This is a genomic window from Mitsuaria sp. 7 (assembly GCF_001653795.1).
Taxonomy (GTDB): Bacteria; Pseudomonadota; Gammaproteobacteria; order Burkholderiales; family Burkholderiaceae_C; genus Roseateles.
On sequence record NZ_CP011514.1, the window covers coordinates 4,748,660 to 4,762,113 of the forward strand.

Below are 13,454 nucleotides of genomic sequence, written 5' to 3' on the forward strand. Positions count from 1 at the left end.
CGCCGAGCTCCCTTTGAAATCAACGACTTACGCGCCCATCGGGGAAAGCCCTAGCTCAGATGCCCCGCATGTGCTGCGTTTCGGTGACATGCACGGATTTGGGGATAACTACGCCGAGCCCTTGCGCAGTTTGCGCGAATGCATATGCACTTCGTCGACCAGTTCGGACACGCTTTCCGGCGGCGTGAACTGGCTGATGCCGTGGCCCAGGTTGAACACGTGTCCGCCCCAGCCGCCGTCCGCGCGTTGCGGCGCGCCGAAGCTGTCGAGCACCGCGCGCGCCTGCTCGCGCACCGCGGCCGGCGGCGCGAACAGCACGTTCGGATCGAGGTTGCCCTGCAGCGCGACGCGGTCCTGCAGCTGCGCCCGCGCGCGGCCGAGGTTCACCGTCCAGTCCAGGCCCACGACGTCGGCGCCGGCCGTGGCGATTTCATCGAGCCACAGTCCGCCGCCCTTGGTGAACAGCAGCTTGGGAATGCGGCGGCCGTCGTGTTCACCCTTGAGCTGCGACAGCACGCGGCGCGAATACGCCAGGCTGAACTGCTGGAACTGGCCGTCGGCCAGCACGCCGCCCCAGGAGTCGAACACCATCACCGCCTGCGCGCCGGCCTCGATCTGCGCGTTGAGGTAGGCCGCGACCGCGTCGGCGTTGATCGACAGGATGCGGTGCATCAGGTCGGGACGCGCGTACATCAGGCTCTTGACGTGGCGATAGTCGTCGGAGCCGCCGCCCTCGACCATGTAGCAGGCCAGCGTCCACGGGCTGCCGGAGAAACCGATCAGCGGCACGCGGCCGTTCAGCGCGCCGCGGATGGAGGTCACCGCGTCGAAGACGTAGCGCAGCTTGTCCATGTCGGGCACGGCCAGCGCGTTCACGGCGGCCTCGTCACGGACGACCTTCTCGAACTTCGGGCCCTCGCCCTGCGCGAACGACAGGCCCAGGCCCATCGCGTCCGGCACGGTCAGGATGTCGCTGAACAGGATGGCGGCGTCCAGCGGGTAGCGCTCCAGCGGCTGGAGGGTCACCTCCGTCGCGTAATCCTTGTTGGTGGCCAGGCCCATGAAGCTGCCGGCCTTCGCGCGGGTGTCGCGGTACTCGGGCAGGTAGCGGCCGGCCTGACGCATCAGCCAGACGGGGGTGTACTCGGTGGGCTCGCGCAGGCAGGCGCGCAGGAAGACGTCGTTCAGAAGGGGGGCGCTCATGGGGAGGGGATTATGCTCGGGCCACCCTGCCCTTGAATTCCGGGACCCGGCACACGATATGCCGCTGCGCACAAGGAGGATCCGCTGATGACTTCGACCCTGTCCCGTCCGTCCGCCGCCATTTCCGGCGCTGTTTCCGGCACCGTCCGCACGGCGCTGCGCGCCACCGCGATGGCCGCGCTGATCGTGGGCGCGCCGATGGCGCTCACCGGCTGCGGCTACAACGAATTCCAGAGCCTGGACGAGCAGGTCAACGCCAGCTGGTCCGAGGTGCTCAGCCAGTACCAGCGCCGCAGCGACCTGATCCCGAACATCGTCAACACGGTGAAGGGCGAGGCCAGCTTCGAGCAGGACACGCTGACCAAGGTCGTCGAAGCACGCGCCAAGGCCACCAGCATCCAGGTCACGCCTGAACTGGCGCGGGACCCGGCGGCGCTTCAGAAGTTCCAGGCCGCGCAGGGCGAACTGTCCGGCGCGCTGAGCCGGCTGATGGTCGTCAGCGAACGCTACCCGCAGCTGCAGGCCAACCAGGGCTTCCGTGACCTGCGCGTGCAGCTCGAGGGCACGGAGAACCGCATCACCGTTGCTCGCAACCGTTACATCAAGTCGGTGCAGGAATACAACGTGCTGACCCGCCGCTTCCCGTCCAACCTGACGGCGAAGATCTTCGGCTACGACACCAAGCCCAACTTCACCGTGCAGAACGAGGCCGCGATCTCCGCGCCGCCGACGGTGAGCTTCGACAAGCCGGCCACGACCACGCCGGCACCCGCACCGGCGGCCTCGCCCGCGTCGAACTGAGGCCCCGCGCATGCGGGCTGTCCGACTCCTGGCGCTGGTCTTCTTCGGCCTGCTGATGAGCCTCGGCATGCTGCCGCGGGCGCGCGCGCAGGACGTCCAGCCGATTCCGCCGCTCAGCGGTCGCGTCATCGACCAGACCGGCACGCTGAACGCCGCGCAGCGCGAGGCGCTGGACGCGAAGCTCGCCGCCTTCGAGCGCGAGGCCGGCCCGCAGATCGTGGTGCTGATGGTGCGCACGACCGCGCCGGAGGACATCGCCGCGTTCGCGCAACGTCTCGGCGACCAGTGGAAGATCGGCCGCCGCGACGTCGGTGACGGGCTGCTGGTCATCGTCGCCAAGGACGACCGGCGCATCAACATCCAGACGGCCAAGGCGCTGGAGGGCGCGGTGCCCGACCTTGCCGCGCGGCAGATCATCGAGCGCGACATCACGCCCGCGTTCAAGGCCGGCGACTATGCCGGCGGACTGAACCGCGCGATCGATTCGCTGCAGGCGCGCATTCGCGGCGAGCATCTGCCGGCGCCGGCGCCGACGCCGCGGACGTCGAAGTCCGGCGGCGGGCACAACATCGACATCGGCGAGATCGCGATGATCGCGTTCCTCGCCGTGCCGCTGGTGGGCGCGGTGCTGACCTCGATCTTCGGCCGCAAGATCGGCAGCGTGTTCACCGGCGCGGGCGCGGGCGTCGTCGGCTGGAGGCTGAGCAACAGCCTGCTGCTGGGCGCCGGCGCGGCGGTCGCGTCGCTGATCCTGGTCGGCGTGCTCGGCATCGGCGCGGCGCGACGACGCAGCGCAAGTCCGTCGTATGGCGGCTACCGGCGCAGCGCGCATGGATCGGGCGGCATCGCGCCGCCGATCATCTGGGGCGGCGGCGGCAGTTTTGGCGACGGCGGCGGCGGCAGCAGCGACGGGGGCGGCTTCTCCTCCGGCGGGGGTGGCGACTTCGGCGGCGGCGGCGCTTCGGGAGACTGGTGATGGACCGACCCACCGACCGCGACATCCGCCACGCCGGCGACACGAGCCGGCTGGGTCGCTTCTTCCGCCACCGTTTCTGGGACGAGGCCGACGTGCGGCGCGTGCTGCCGTCGGCGGCGCTCGCGCGTCTGTCCGCGCGCGTCACCGAGAGCGAACTGAGCCACGCCGGCGAGATCCGCCTGTGCGTCGAGGCCAGCCTGCCGATCAGCTACCTGTGGCGCGGCCTGACGGCGCGACAGCGCGCGCTCGCGCTGTTCGGCAAGCTGCGCGTGTGGGACACCGAGCACAACAACGGCGTGCTCATCTATCTGCTGCTCGCGGAGCACGCGATCGAGATCGTCGCGGACCGCGGGCTGAACCAGCGCGTCAGCGCGGCGCAGTGGCAGCCCATCGTCGACGGGCTGCGGCAGTCGCTGCGCGGCAGGCAGTTCGAGCAGGGACTGGTGGAAGCGATCCGCGCCGTCGAGGCGCTGCTGGCGCAGCACTTCCCGCCGCAGGCCGGCGTGGTGCCGCGCAACGAACTGCCCGACGCGGTGGTCGTGCTGTAGCGCTCTCTTGCTCCCTCTCCCGCTTGCGGGAGAGGGTGGGGGTGAGGGCCAGCGGCGGTGGAAGTGCCTAAGCCGCCTTGCGACTTCAGAGACTCTTGATCGGCTTGAGCTTCCAGTCGAACCGCTCTTCCTTCAGCCCGCCCTTCACCGCCGGGAACTGCAGTTCCTTCGCCGGCACGGTCACGTCCGGCAGATGGTCCAGCAGATGGCGGATCAGCGTCAGCCGGCCGCGCCGCTGATCGTTGAAATCGACCAGCGTCCAAGGCGCCTGCTTCGTGTGCGTGTGCGCCAGCATGCGGTCGCGCGCACGGCCGTAGTCTTCGTAATGCTGTCTCGCCTCGAGGTCGATCGGCGACAGCTTCCACTGCTTCAGCGGATCCTCCGCGCGTTCGGCGAAGCGCTCTTCCTGCTGCTGCTGGTCGACCGTCAGCCAATACTTGAACAGCAGCAGGCCGTCGTCCACGAGCAGCCGCTCCAGCACCGGCGCCTGCTTGAGGAAGTCGTCCGTCTGCTGCGGCGTGCAGAAGCCCATCACCGCTTCGACGCCGGCGCGGTTGTACCAGCTGCGATCGAAGAGCACGATCTCGCCGGCCGACGGCAGGTGCGTCATGTAGCGTTGGAAGTACCACTCGCCCTGCTCGCGCTCGCTGGGCTTGCCGAGCGCGACGGTGCGGCACTGGCGCGGGCTCAGCGTCTCGGAGATCGCGCTGATGACGCCGCCCTTTCCCGCCGTGTCGCGGCCCTCGACGATCACCAGCAGCCGCTTGCGCGCGTGCTGCAGCCAGCGCCCGAGGTTGTTGAGCTCGACCTGCATCGGCTGCAGGCGCTCCAGGTAGTCCGACTTCGAGAGCTTGCCGTTCTTGCCGTTGCCGTTCCTGTCGCTGCTCTTGTCGTCGCCGCGCTTGCCACCGTTCTTGGACTTCTTGTCGGCCATGCCGTCTCCGTGCCGTGAAGGACGGGCCAGCTTACCGCGCATCGCCGCCGCTGCGGCGAACGCGGGAACGGGGTCAGAGCAGCTCGAGCGTCTGCATCCCCGCCCAGGTCTCGCCCGGCGGCAGTTCGATCGGCTTGAGCACCTGCGCGGCCTCGACGCACAGCATCTGCTTCCAGCCGCCCTCGGGCATGTCGGCCAGCGCGTCGCCCTTGGCCTGGCCCGGATTCCAGACCACGGCGTCGGTGAAGCCCTGCTGGCGGATCGCGAGGCGGCGGTCGCCGTCGCGCAGGGTCAGGTCGTGCTTCGCGTCCTGGTAGATGCGGTCCGTCTCGCCGTCCAGGCGCAGCAGGTCTTCGTGCTGGGTGCCGGCGCGGTCGATGGTCGCGTCCCAGTAGGCCAGGCCGGACAGGCCTTGCACCGAGGCCGACATGATCTGCGTCAGCCGCAGGTAGGTGTGCAGCGCGGCGGTGAAGGACAACGGCGCCTCGCCCTTGTTCTCGCAGGCCAGCTCGATCTGGAGCGCGCGGCCGGCGATGCGGATGCTGATCTCGGCCTCGAAGGCATGCGGCCAGACCATGCGCGTGGCGGCGTCGTCGGTCAGGCGCAGGACGGCGAGCGCGTCCTCCTTGCCGGACTCGGCGCTGACCAGTTGCCAGGGCTTGCCGCGCGCGAAGCCGTGGCGCTGCAGCGGACCGCGGGTGGAGAACTGCGGAAAGATCACCGGCACGCCGCCGCGGATCGCCTGGCCGCTGGCGAAGGCGCTCTTCGGAGACAGGAACAGCTGCTCGTCGGCGCCGGCAGGCACCCACGACACCAGATGGGCGCCGTGCAGCAGCAGCGTCGCGCGGGCGCCGCCCGGGGCGCGGAGTTCGAGGGCTTCAAGGCCCTGGTGGCGGGTGATGGCGATCGGAGTGGTCATGCAAAGCCCCTAGTTTTTCACAGCCGGGCGCGCCCGGGGACCGGGCAACAGGCCATTGGGGGCGTTGACCAGACGATTGCCGGCCACGCCGGCGATCTGGTAGCTGCGATCGGACAGGTTGTTGGCGATCTGATCCACCAGCGCCTTCACCAGCAGCCCCACCAGTCCGCCCTGGCTGTTGTTGTTCTGCTCGGCGCTGGAGGCCGTGGCCTTGCCGTCCCACAGCGGCGTGCCCGTGCGCAGGTCCACCAGCCGGGCTTGCACCTCGACCACGGTCTCGCTGGACAGCACCCGGTAGACCGAGCCGTACTGCTTCACGCCGACATACAGCACGGCATCGGCGCCGAAGATCTGGCGCAGCTTCACCGGGTCGATGTTGTGCGCGTCGACCGGCGTGGTGATGCCGTTGGTGCGCAGGGCCTCGTCGACCAGCGTCACCGGCAGGACGTAGTAACCGGCCTCGGCCAGCGGCATCGACAGGTTGGACAGCACGCCGTAGGTGGCGTTCACGTCGGGCGTGTCGTTGACCGGCGGCAGCACCAGCAGCGAGGCCGGCTTCGCTTCCTTCAGCGCGGTGTAGTCGTAGGGCGTGCCGGGCGTGGCGCAGCCGGTGAGCGCGGCCAGCACGGCGAGCACGGTCACAGCGCCCAGGCGGCGGATCAGGGACAGAGGATTCATCATGAGGGGTTCTCCCGGACGCTCAGACACCGCTCGCCGGCTTGGCGGGCGAGGCTGGCGAGATGGGCACGGACGCCGTGGCGGCGGCGGCGGAGGCCGCTGCGGTCTTCTCGGACGGCTTCTTCAGCAGGAAGTCGACGAAGGCGGCGGACTCCGGGAACAGCGCGCGCTCGGCTTCCAGATGCGCGCGCGCGGCGTCGTCGTTGCCGACCTTCGCGTACAGCAGCGCCAGATGGCCGTGCAGTCCGGGCGGGGTCGCTTCGTTGGCGGCCTTGTTCTTGATGAGCTGCGATTCCAGCTGTGTGATCTGGTCGCCCGGCGCCGTGCCGTTGGTCTTGAAGTACTGGTAGACGCTGCCCTGATAGCCGCCCCATTGGTACAGCGGCTTCTGCGGCTTGGCGCAGGCGGTCATCAGCAGGGCGAGCGCGGCCAGCGCGCCCACGCGGAGCGCGCGTTGCATGCGGTGGGTCATGTGCGGACTCCTGCTCAGCGCGCCGCTTGCGGCTTCCAGGCGCCGTTGTCGATGCCGGCGACCATCGTGTTGACGGCCTCCTTGATCGCCAGGTCCAGGACCTTGCCGTTGAGCGTGGCGTCGTAGCTGGCGGTGCCGCCGAAACCGACGACTTCGCGGGTCGACAGCTCGTACTCGCCGGCGCCCTGCGCGGAGTAGACGACTTCCGAGGTCTGGCTGTTCACGATGTTCAGCGTCACCTTGGCGTAGGCGATCTGCTTCTTGCCGCGACCCAGCACGCCGAACAGCTGCTGGTCGCCGACTTCCTTGCGGCCGAACTCCGTCACCGAGCCCGTGACCAGGAAGTCCGCGCCCTTGATCGCCAGCGTGCTGTTCTTGAACTTGGCTTCCTGCTGCGCCTCTTCGAGGTTGTCGCGGTCCAGCACGTTGAAGCGGTTGGTCTGCTGCAGGTGGGCGATCAGGATGGACTTGGACTGGCCGCCCAGGCGATCGATGGCGTCGGCGAACATGCCGCGCATGAAGCTCGAACGGTTCTCGAACTTGCCCACCGCGATCGGCGCGCGCTGACCCTGGTACTGGGCCGGCGCCGGCGTGGTGGCGCGCGGGACCTCGATGGTGCGGGACTGCTCGGTGGCGCAGCCGAAGAGCGCGGTCAGCGCGAGTGCGATCGTGGCGCCACGCGCCAGGACTTGGAATGACATGGGAACTCCCTCAAAAGCAGGATTCTAGAAGCCGCCAGCGCAGAGGCTCGCCGGCCAAAGCGGCAGGAAGGTCAACGCAACGCAGCCCCCTCCCGATGACACCGGGATCGACGACGACCGCGAGCATCAGGCCGAGGCCGTCCACACGGGCGCAGGCGCAGTCCGCGGGCCGGTCATCGGACGTGGCAGAGGTGGCGGACATGGCGGACGCGGTGGTGTCGTCCTGCGGATGGAATTCGAGCGAGCGCATCAGCGCGAAATCGAGACCGCGTCCGCGGCACTTCAACCACGCTTCCTTGAGCGTCCACCAGCCATAGAAGACGGCGAGCGCATCGCTGTCGTGCCCTGCGGCCAGCAGGCGCCCGATCTCCGCGCATTGCGCGTCGCCATGCACCTGCCGCGACAACGCGATCAGATCGCCGCGACGCGGCCGCAGCACTTCGAGGTCGACGCCGATCGGCCGCGCGGAGGCACCGGCGAACAACCAGTCGCCGCTGTGGGACAGATTGATGTGCCCGGACGGCAGCGTGCTGCGACCGTGGGCATCGATGTCGGGAGGAACGGACGCAAGCTGCCTCAGCAACCGGCGTCCGTCGACGAAACGCTCCCGCGCGTCGTCGTGCCGGCGTGCCGCGAGCCGGGCGCGCTCGCCCGGCAGCAGGTCTTCAACGGACAACGCCGGGCCGGACAAGCCGGCCCGCGTCGTCAGCGCCAGACGCAGGACAGGCGGCGACATGGCGCTCGCGGTGTCCGCCGATGTCCGCGTCACTTGTTGGCGATGGCCAGGTCGTCAGCGCCTGTCGGACCGCCACGGGCGACCTTGTAGTTGTCCAGCAGGTAGGCGCTGGCCAGGTTGGCGACACGCGTCAGCATCAGGTCGTCGTGAATGCCGACGGTGTAGCCCGCCGCCCATGCTTCGGCCCGCTGGAAGAACACGGGCGACGCGATCTCGCGTCCCGACTGGTCGGCGATCTTCAGACGCATCAGCACGCCCGAGCTGCCGGCGAGCGGACCGAACAGCACGCGGGACGCACGCCCGGTGAACTCCAGCTGCTCGATCACCGGCGTGACCGTCAGCGTGCGGCCGTTCTCCGGGCCTGCGTTCCAGAGACGCTTGGAGCCCACCAGGTTCTTGTCGAAGTTGGTCTGCAGCCGCGCCATCGGGCGGGCGTCCGCCGTGACGCCGTCGGCCAGACGGATGGGCAGCACCTCGATGCGGCCGAAGGCGGCGAAGACCTCGGCTGGCGGCGGATTGGTCCGCTCGGTGGTCTTGACCCGCGTGGCGCAGCCTTGCAGCGCGGCCAGGGTCACCAGGCCGGCGACGGCGATCAGGCGTAGGAATTGACGATGCATGAAAGTTTTCCGACCGTGGTTCAGCGACGCACTTCTTCCTGGATGTCCTTGCCCAGGTTGATCACCCAGCCGTTGTACAGCGGGTGGATCTGGGTCACGCCGTCCTTGACGCCCCACAGCAGATCCCTGCTGGACACGTACTTGATCTGGAAGCTCGCTTCGTCGTAGGTCACGGAGACGACCGCCTCGTGCTTGCCGTTCTGCTTGTCCAGCACCAGCAGCACTTCGCCGGGCTTCTCTTCGCGGACCTGCCAGGTGCGTTTCGCGCCGGCGCGGATGATGGCGTCCTTGAGGACTTCGGCACCCGGCGCCTTGCCAGCGGCGTCGGTCACGGTCACGCGCTCCGGCTCCAGCAGCGGCGCAGGGCTGCGGGCAGCCAGCGCGTTGGTGGCGGCAACGCCCAGCGCGGCGGCCATCAGGCCGGAGATCAACAGCTTCTTCATTCGGTACTCCCTCGTTCGGACGGTAGGGTGGATCAGCCCCCCGCGCGCGCCGTCCTGCGCGACACGGGGGGGAAAACCGTTCGCCGTTACTCGGCGATCTTGGCGTAGGTGCCCTTCAGCGCGACGCCGATGATCATGGCGCCGGCATGGCATTCGAAGGTCGTCTCGCTCCGGGTCTCGTTCTTCTTGTAGTAGCTGACCATGTCGACCACCGCGTTGGCGCCTTCGCGCTTGGCGCTGTTCTGGAAAGCGATCAGCGCGCTCAGCGCGGCCCACTTGCAGCCGAACTCGTCGGACTTGCCGACGCCGTTGGTCTTCTGGTTGGAGCTGTCCGAGCCCATGCGCTTCTCGATGCGCGGCGTCTTGGCGCCGGCCAGGAAGAACTTGACCGACCCGTCGAGCTTGCCCTGGGCTTCCGGCATGGCCAGCACGTCGGCCAGCGGGATGTTGAGCACCGTGTCGCGCGCCTGCGCGGCACCGGCGGCCAGACCCAGCGCGGCGACGCCGACAGCCAGCGAGCGCTTCAGGACGAGGGCGAACGTGTTCTTCGTGGTCATGGGTTCCCTTTCTTGAGGACGTCTTGAGGACGTTGATGACGGTGGTCGGGGTGACGGCTCCGCAGCCGCGGACTCAGATCCGGCGGAAGATCAGCGACGTGTTGATGCCGCCGAACGCGAAGTTGTTGCTCATGACGAGGTCGGTCTGCAGCGCGCGGCCGTCGCCGGTGATGTAGTCCAGCTCGCCGCAGCGCGGGTCGACCTCGGTCAGGTTGAGCGTCGGGGCGAACCAGCCCTCGCGCATCATCTCGATGGTCATCCAGGCTTCGAGCGCGCCGCACGCGCCCAGCGTGTGGCCCATGTAGCTCTTCAGCGAGGAGATCGCGACCTGGGGACCGAACACCTCGTTCGTCGCGCGCGACTCGGCGACGTCGCCGTGCTCGGTCGCCGTGCCGTGCGCGTTGACGTAGGGGATCGCGGCGGCATCGAGGCCGGCGCTCTCCAGCGCCAGGCGCATCGCCTGCGCCATCGTCGGCGCGTTGGGCTGCGTGACGTGGCAGCCGTCGCTGTTGGTGCCGAAGCCGATCACCTCGGCCAGCATCGTCGCGCCGCGCGCCTTGGCGTGCTCGTAGTCCTCCAGCACGAAGGTGCAGGCGCCCTCGCCCAGCACCAGGCCGTCGCGATGGACGTCGAACGGGCGCGGCGTCAGCGACGGGCTGTCGTTGTGCCTGACGCTGGTGGCGAACAGCGTGTCGAAGACCGCCGCCTCGGTGGCGTCGAGCTCCTCCGCGCCGCCGGCCAGCATCGCGACCTGCTGGCCGCTGCGCACCATCTCGTAGGCGTAGCCCAGGCCCTGGCTGCCCGACGTGCAGGCGCTGCTGGTCGTGACGACGCGGCCGGTCAGGCCGAAGGTGACGCCGATGTTCACCGGCGCCGTGTGCGACATCATCTTGATGTAGGTCGTGGCGTTGATGCCCTCGGTACTCTTCTCGAGCAGCATGCGGCCGAAGTCCCCGATGGCCTTGGGCGTGCCGGCGGAGGAGCCGTAGGACACGCCGACCTTGCCGCCCTTGAGCACCGGATCGCCGAGCAGGCCGGCCTGCTCCAGCGCCATCTCGCTGGCGCGCACCGCCATCAGCGCGACGCGGCCCATGCTGCGCGTGGCCTTGCGGTTGTAGCGGACCGGGTCCAGATGGAAAGGCGCGGCGGGTACGCCGACGCGGGTGTTCAAGCCCTCGTACAGGTCCCACTCGTCGATGTGCTGGACGGCGTTGCGGCCGCTGCGCAGATGAGCGAGCACCGAGGTCCAATCGCAGCCCAACGGGCTGATCGCCCCAATGCCCGTGACGACGACGCGCCTCATCCCACCATTCCTCCGTTGACCGAGATCACCTGCCGGGTGATGTAGGCCGCGTCCTTGCCCATCAGGAAGGCCACCGTGGCGGCCACCTCCTCCGGTGTCCCGACGCGTTGCGCCGGGATCAGCTTCATCGCTTCCTCGAGGACCCGCTCGTCCACCATCTCGGTGGCGATCAGGCCGGGCGCGACGCAGTTCACCGTGATCTGCCGGCTGGCCAATTCGACCGCCAGCGCTTTTGTGGCGCCGATGATACCGGCCTTGCTGGCGCTGTAATTGACCTGACCCCGGTTGCCCATGACGCCCGACACGGAGGCCAGCGTCACGATGCGGCCCGGCTTGCGGCGGCGCACCAGCGGCATCGTCAGCGGGTGCAGCACGTTGTAGAACGCGTCCAGGTTGGTGTGGATGACCTGGTCCCAGTCCTCGCCGCTGAGCGCGGGGAAGGCGCCGTCGCGCGCGATGCCGGCGTTGCAGACGACGCCGTAGTAGCAGCCGTGCGCCTCGACGTCGGCGAGCAGGGCCGTCGACGCGGCCTCGCGGTCGGCGACGTCGAACTGCAGCACGCGGGCCTGCCGGCCCAGCGCCGTGATCTCGGCGGCGACGGCCTGGGCTTCCTCGACGCGGCTGCGGCAATGCACCACCACGTCGTAGCCGTCGCGCGCCAGGCGCAGCGCCACCGCGCGCCCGATGCCCCGGCTGGAGCCGGTCACCAGCACGGTGTCGTTGGAGTCGTTGTTGTTCTTCATGGAGCTTGGTAAGCGGTCTTTTCTCGAATTCTCGTCGGGCGCGAGGCGCCTCTTCACCCCGGTTTCAAGGGGCCGTGCCGGCCAGGAAGGCGGCCGGATCGGGCGGTCCGAACACCGTGAGCTGCGCCTGCGCCAGCGGCGGCGCTTGCGCCGCGGCGCCCGCCAGGTGCAGCACGCAGGCGAACTGGCCGAGGCCGTTGTCGGCCTGGAACTCGCGCGCGATCTCGATGCGCAGCGTCTCCCCGGCCTCGAAACGGGCACGCGTGCTGCGGTACTTGCGGCAGCCCAGCAACAGGCCGATGCGCGGCGCCTCACCGCGCGCGCGGCCCTGCACGCCGGCCCACGCGGCCACGGCCTGCGCCATCAGCTCGATGCCGATCCAGCCGCCGATGCCGGTGCCTTCGCCCTGGCTGTCATGGAAGAGTTGATCGCCGGCCAGCACCGCCTCGGCGACCAGGCGATCGCCCTCGCAGGCCAGCACGCGCGTCAGCAGGCCCATGCGCCCGGCGTGCGGCACGAGGTCCGCCGCCGGCATCGGGAACACGAGGTCGAAGGCGGCGTCGACTGCGGTCGGCTCGGCGTCGGACGGGTTCGACGGGTTCGACGGGTTCGACGGATTCATCGGCTCAGACATCGTGTCGACTCAGGATCAGCGCGGCATTGCTGCCGCCGAAGGCGAAGGAGTTGCTCAGCACGTGGCGCGGCGCGCGGCCCAGGCGCCCGCCGGGCGCGGCAAGCCGGATCGCGGGCAACGCGGGATCGCGGCGGCCGTCCCACCAGTGTGGCGCGAGCCGTCCGTCCGGGTTGTCGCGCAGATGTATCCAGGCGATCGCGGCTTCCAGCGCGCCGGCGGCGCCCAGCGTGTGACCGGTCAGCGGCTTGGTCGAGCTGCACGGCAGGTCGAGCCCGAACAGCGCCTCCACCGCCCGGCTCTCCATCGCGTCGTTCTGCGGCGTGGCCGTGCCGTGGAGGTTCAGGTAGTCGATGTCGGACGGCGCCAGGCCGGCCTGCGTCAAGGCCGCGCGCATCGCGGCCAGCGCGCCGGTGCCGTTGGGTTCGGGCGCCGAGATGTGATGCGCGTCCGAGGTCTCGCCCCAGCCGGACAGACGCACGGGACCGGGCTCGCGCGTCATCAGGAACAGGGCGGCGGCCTCGCCGATGTTGATGCCGTCGCGGCCTTCGCTCATCGGATTGCAACGTTCCTCGGCGACCGAATCGAGCGCCGCGAAACCCGCGACGGTGAAGCGGCACAGCGAGTCCGCGCCGCCGCAGACGACCGCGTCGCAGAGGCCGGCACGCAGCAGCCGCGCGGCGCTCGCGAGCGCCTTCGCGCTGGACGAGCAGGCCGTCGAGATCACATGCCGCGGACCGGCGGCGCCGAGCTCGCGCGCCAGCATCAGCGCGGGCGCGCCGATCTCCTGCTGGCCGACGTGGAAGGACGACGGCAGTCGAGGCACTTCGTCGCCGGCCTGGGCCGAGGCGTTCCAGGCCTGCTCGGCCTCGCCGACCCCCGACGTGCTGGTGCCCAGCACCACGCCGACGCGGGCGGCGCCGTAGCGCGTGATCGCCGCCTCGACGGCCGGCCGGATCTGGGCGAGCGCCTCCAGCAGCAGCGCGTTGTTGCGGCTGCGCTCGGCGAGCGGACGCGCATCGACGGATTGCAGCGCGGCGCTCACCGCACCGAGGTGCAGGGTGCGCCCGGGCCAGATCGCCTCGTTCGGCGCGACACCGCCCGGCGCTTCGGCGAAGACGCCGGCGCGCAGCGCCTCGACGCCGCTGCCCAATGCGCAGACGACGCCCGGTTCATGCAGATAGACGGCCAC

At 69.8% G+C, this 13,454-nt stretch carries 17 protein-coding genes; 3 read left to right on the plus strand and 14 right to left on the minus strand.

Annotation, left to right across the window (positions count from 1 at the left end; genetic code table 11):
* Positions 1-108 precede the first annotated feature (108 nt).
* On the minus strand, positions 109-1,203 hold the full coding sequence (gene hemE / locus ABE85_RS20850; protein ID WP_067279136.1) for a uroporphyrinogen decarboxylase: 1,095 nt from the start codon (positions 1,201-1,203) through the stop codon (positions 109-111).
* A 171-nt stretch (positions 1,204-1,374) separates the two neighbouring features.
* Between hemE and ABE85_RS20855 the strand changes: the two genes are divergently transcribed.
* From ABE85_RS20855 to ABE85_RS20865, 3 genes are read left to right on the plus strand one after another with little or no spacing between them, the layout of a single operon-like run.
* A complete protein-coding gene (locus ABE85_RS20855; protein ID WP_067283243.1) occupies positions 1,375-2,004 on the plus strand; it encodes a LemA family protein in 630 nt (209 codons plus the stop codon).
* Positions 2,005-2,014: 10 nt separating this feature from the next.
* On the plus strand, positions 2,015-2,980 hold the full coding sequence (locus ABE85_RS20860; protein WP_067279137.1) for a YgcG family protein: 966 nt from the start codon (positions 2,015-2,017) through the stop codon (positions 2,978-2,980).
* Positions 2,980-3,528: a TPM domain-containing protein gene (locus ABE85_RS20865; RefSeq protein WP_067279139.1), complete on the plus strand. Its 549-nt coding sequence runs from the start codon at positions 2,980-2,982 to the stop codon at positions 3,526-3,528. Before ABE85_RS20860 ends, ABE85_RS20865 begins: the two co-directional genes overlap by 1 nt.
* An 85-nt stretch (positions 3,529-3,613) precedes the next feature.
* On the opposite strand, the gene ppk2 is transcribed toward ABE85_RS20865, so the two are convergent.
* From ppk2 to ABE85_RS20930, 13 genes are all read right to left on the minus strand, one after another.
* Positions 3,614-4,462, minus strand: a complete 849-nt coding sequence (gene ppk2 / locus ABE85_RS20870; protein WP_082938810.1) for a polyphosphate kinase 2 — start codon at positions 4,460-4,462, stop codon at positions 3,614-3,616.
* A gap of 73 nt (positions 4,463-4,535) precedes the next feature.
* The gene (locus tag ABE85_RS20875; RefSeq protein ID WP_067279141.1) at positions 4,536-5,381 is read right to left on the minus strand and encodes a D-hexose-6-phosphate mutarotase; all 846 of its coding nucleotides are present in this window, start codon (positions 5,379-5,381) and stop codon (positions 4,536-4,538) included.
* Positions 5,382-5,390: 9 nt separating this feature from the next.
* Positions 5,391-6,062: a DUF799 domain-containing protein gene (locus ABE85_RS20880; RefSeq protein WP_082938811.1), complete on the minus strand. Its 672-nt coding sequence runs from the start codon at positions 6,060-6,062 to the stop codon at positions 5,391-5,393.
* Between the two features lie 19 nt (positions 6,063-6,081).
* Positions 6,082-6,531 carry a DUF4810 domain-containing protein gene (locus ABE85_RS20885; RefSeq protein WP_231993146.1) on the minus strand — a complete coding sequence of 150 codons (450 nt, stop codon included), beginning with the start codon at positions 6,529-6,531 and terminating at the stop codon, positions 6,082-6,084.
* A gap of 14 nt (positions 6,532-6,545) precedes the next feature.
* The gene (locus ABE85_RS20890; RefSeq protein ID WP_067279143.1) at positions 6,546-7,232 is read right to left on the minus strand and encodes a CsgG/HfaB family protein; all 687 of its coding nucleotides are present in this window, start codon (positions 7,230-7,232) and stop codon (positions 6,546-6,548) included.
* A 10-nt stretch (positions 7,233-7,242) separates the two neighbouring features.
* Positions 7,243-7,968: a 4'-phosphopantetheinyl transferase superfamily protein gene (locus tag ABE85_RS20895; protein WP_067279145.1), complete on the minus strand. Its 726-nt coding sequence runs from the start codon at positions 7,966-7,968 to the stop codon at positions 7,243-7,245.
* Positions 7,969-7,997: 29 nt separating this feature from the next.
* Positions 7,998-8,585: a hypothetical protein gene (locus ABE85_RS20900; protein WP_067279147.1), complete on the minus strand. Its 588-nt coding sequence runs from the start codon at positions 8,583-8,585 to the stop codon at positions 7,998-8,000.
* 20 nt (positions 8,586-8,605) lie between these two features.
* Positions 8,606-9,028: a hypothetical protein gene (locus ABE85_RS20905; RefSeq protein WP_067279149.1), complete on the minus strand. Its 423-nt coding sequence runs from the start codon at positions 9,026-9,028 to the stop codon at positions 8,606-8,608.
* An 86-nt stretch (positions 9,029-9,114) separates the two neighbouring features.
* Complete coding sequence (locus tag ABE85_RS20910) at positions 9,115-9,585, minus strand: excinuclease ATPase subunit (RefSeq protein WP_231993147.1); 471 nt, start codon at positions 9,583-9,585, stop codon at positions 9,115-9,117.
* 73 nt (positions 9,586-9,658) lie between these two features.
* The gene (locus ABE85_RS20915; RefSeq protein WP_067279151.1) at positions 9,659-10,888 is read right to left on the minus strand and encodes a beta-ketoacyl-ACP synthase; all 1,230 of its coding nucleotides are present in this window, start codon (positions 10,886-10,888) and stop codon (positions 9,659-9,661) included.
* Positions 10,885-11,631 carry a 3-oxoacyl-ACP reductase FabG gene (fabG, locus tag ABE85_RS20920; protein WP_067279154.1) on the minus strand — a complete coding sequence of 249 codons (747 nt, stop codon included), beginning with the start codon at positions 11,629-11,631 and terminating at the stop codon, positions 10,885-10,887. Before fabG ends, ABE85_RS20915 begins: the two co-directional genes overlap by 4 nt.
* Before the next feature lie 64 nt (positions 11,632-11,695).
* Positions 11,696-12,265, minus strand: a complete 570-nt coding sequence (locus ABE85_RS20925; RefSeq protein WP_231993148.1) for a 3-hydroxylacyl-ACP dehydratase — start codon at positions 12,263-12,265, stop codon at positions 11,696-11,698.
* Positions 12,258-13,454 (minus strand): beta-ketoacyl-ACP synthase, encoded by a 1,197-nt coding sequence (locus tag ABE85_RS20930; protein WP_197507389.1) that lies wholly within the window; start codon positions 13,452-13,454, stop codon positions 12,258-12,260. Before ABE85_RS20930 ends, ABE85_RS20925 begins: the two co-directional genes overlap by 8 nt.

Excerpts from the sequence above, each read along its gene's own strand:
- hemE (WP_067279136.1), bottom strand. The coding sequence starts at position 1,203 with ATGAGCGCCCCCCTTCTGAACGACGTCTTCCTGCGCGCCTGCCTGCGC.
- ABE85_RS20855 (WP_067283243.1), top strand. The coding sequence starts at position 1,375 with ATGGCCGCGCTGATCGTGGGCGCGCCGATGGCGCTCACCGGCTGCGGC.
- ABE85_RS20860 (WP_067279137.1), top strand. The coding sequence starts at position 2,015 with ATGCGGGCTGTCCGACTCCTGGCGCTGGTCTTCTTCGGCCTGCTGATG.
- ABE85_RS20865 (WP_067279139.1), top strand. The coding sequence starts at position 2,980 with ATGGACCGACCCACCGACCGCGACATCCGCCACGCCGGCGACACGAGC.
- ppk2 (WP_082938810.1), bottom strand. The coding sequence starts at position 4,462 with ATGGCCGACAAGAAGTCCAAGAACGGTGGCAAGCGCGGCGACGACAAG.
- ABE85_RS20875 (WP_067279141.1), bottom strand. The coding sequence starts at position 5,381 with ATGACCACTCCGATCGCCATCACCCGCCACCAGGGCCTTGAAGCCCTC.
- ABE85_RS20880 (WP_082938811.1), bottom strand. The coding sequence starts at position 6,062 with ATGATGAATCCTCTGTCCCTGATCCGCCGCCTGGGCGCTGTGACCGTG.
- ABE85_RS20885 (WP_231993146.1), bottom strand. The coding sequence starts at position 6,531 with ATGACCCACCGCATGCAACGCGCGCTCCGCGTGGGCGCGCTGGCCGCG.
- ABE85_RS20890 (WP_067279143.1), bottom strand. The coding sequence starts at position 7,232 with ATGTCATTCCAAGTCCTGGCGCGTGGCGCCACGATCGCACTCGCGCTG.
- ABE85_RS20895 (WP_067279145.1), bottom strand. The coding sequence starts at position 7,968 with ATGTCGCCGCCTGTCCTGCGTCTGGCGCTGACGACGCGGGCCGGCTTG.
- ABE85_RS20900 (WP_067279147.1), bottom strand. The coding sequence starts at position 8,585 with ATGCATCGTCAATTCCTACGCCTGATCGCCGTCGCCGGCCTGGTGACC.
- ABE85_RS20905 (WP_067279149.1), bottom strand. The coding sequence starts at position 9,028 with ATGAAGAAGCTGTTGATCTCCGGCCTGATGGCCGCCGCGCTGGGCGTT.
- ABE85_RS20910 (WP_231993147.1), bottom strand. The coding sequence starts at position 9,585 with ATGACCACGAAGAACACGTTCGCCCTCGTCCTGAAGCGCTCGCTGGCT.
- ABE85_RS20915 (WP_067279151.1), bottom strand. The coding sequence starts at position 10,888 with ATGAGGCGCGTCGTCGTCACGGGCATTGGGGCGATCAGCCCGTTGGGC.
- fabG (WP_067279154.1), bottom strand. The coding sequence starts at position 11,631 with ATGAAGAACAACAACGACTCCAACGACACCGTGCTGGTGACCGGCTCC.
- ABE85_RS20925 (WP_231993148.1), bottom strand. The coding sequence starts at position 12,265 with ATGTCTGAGCCGATGAATCCGTCGAACCCGTCGAACCCGTCGAACCCG.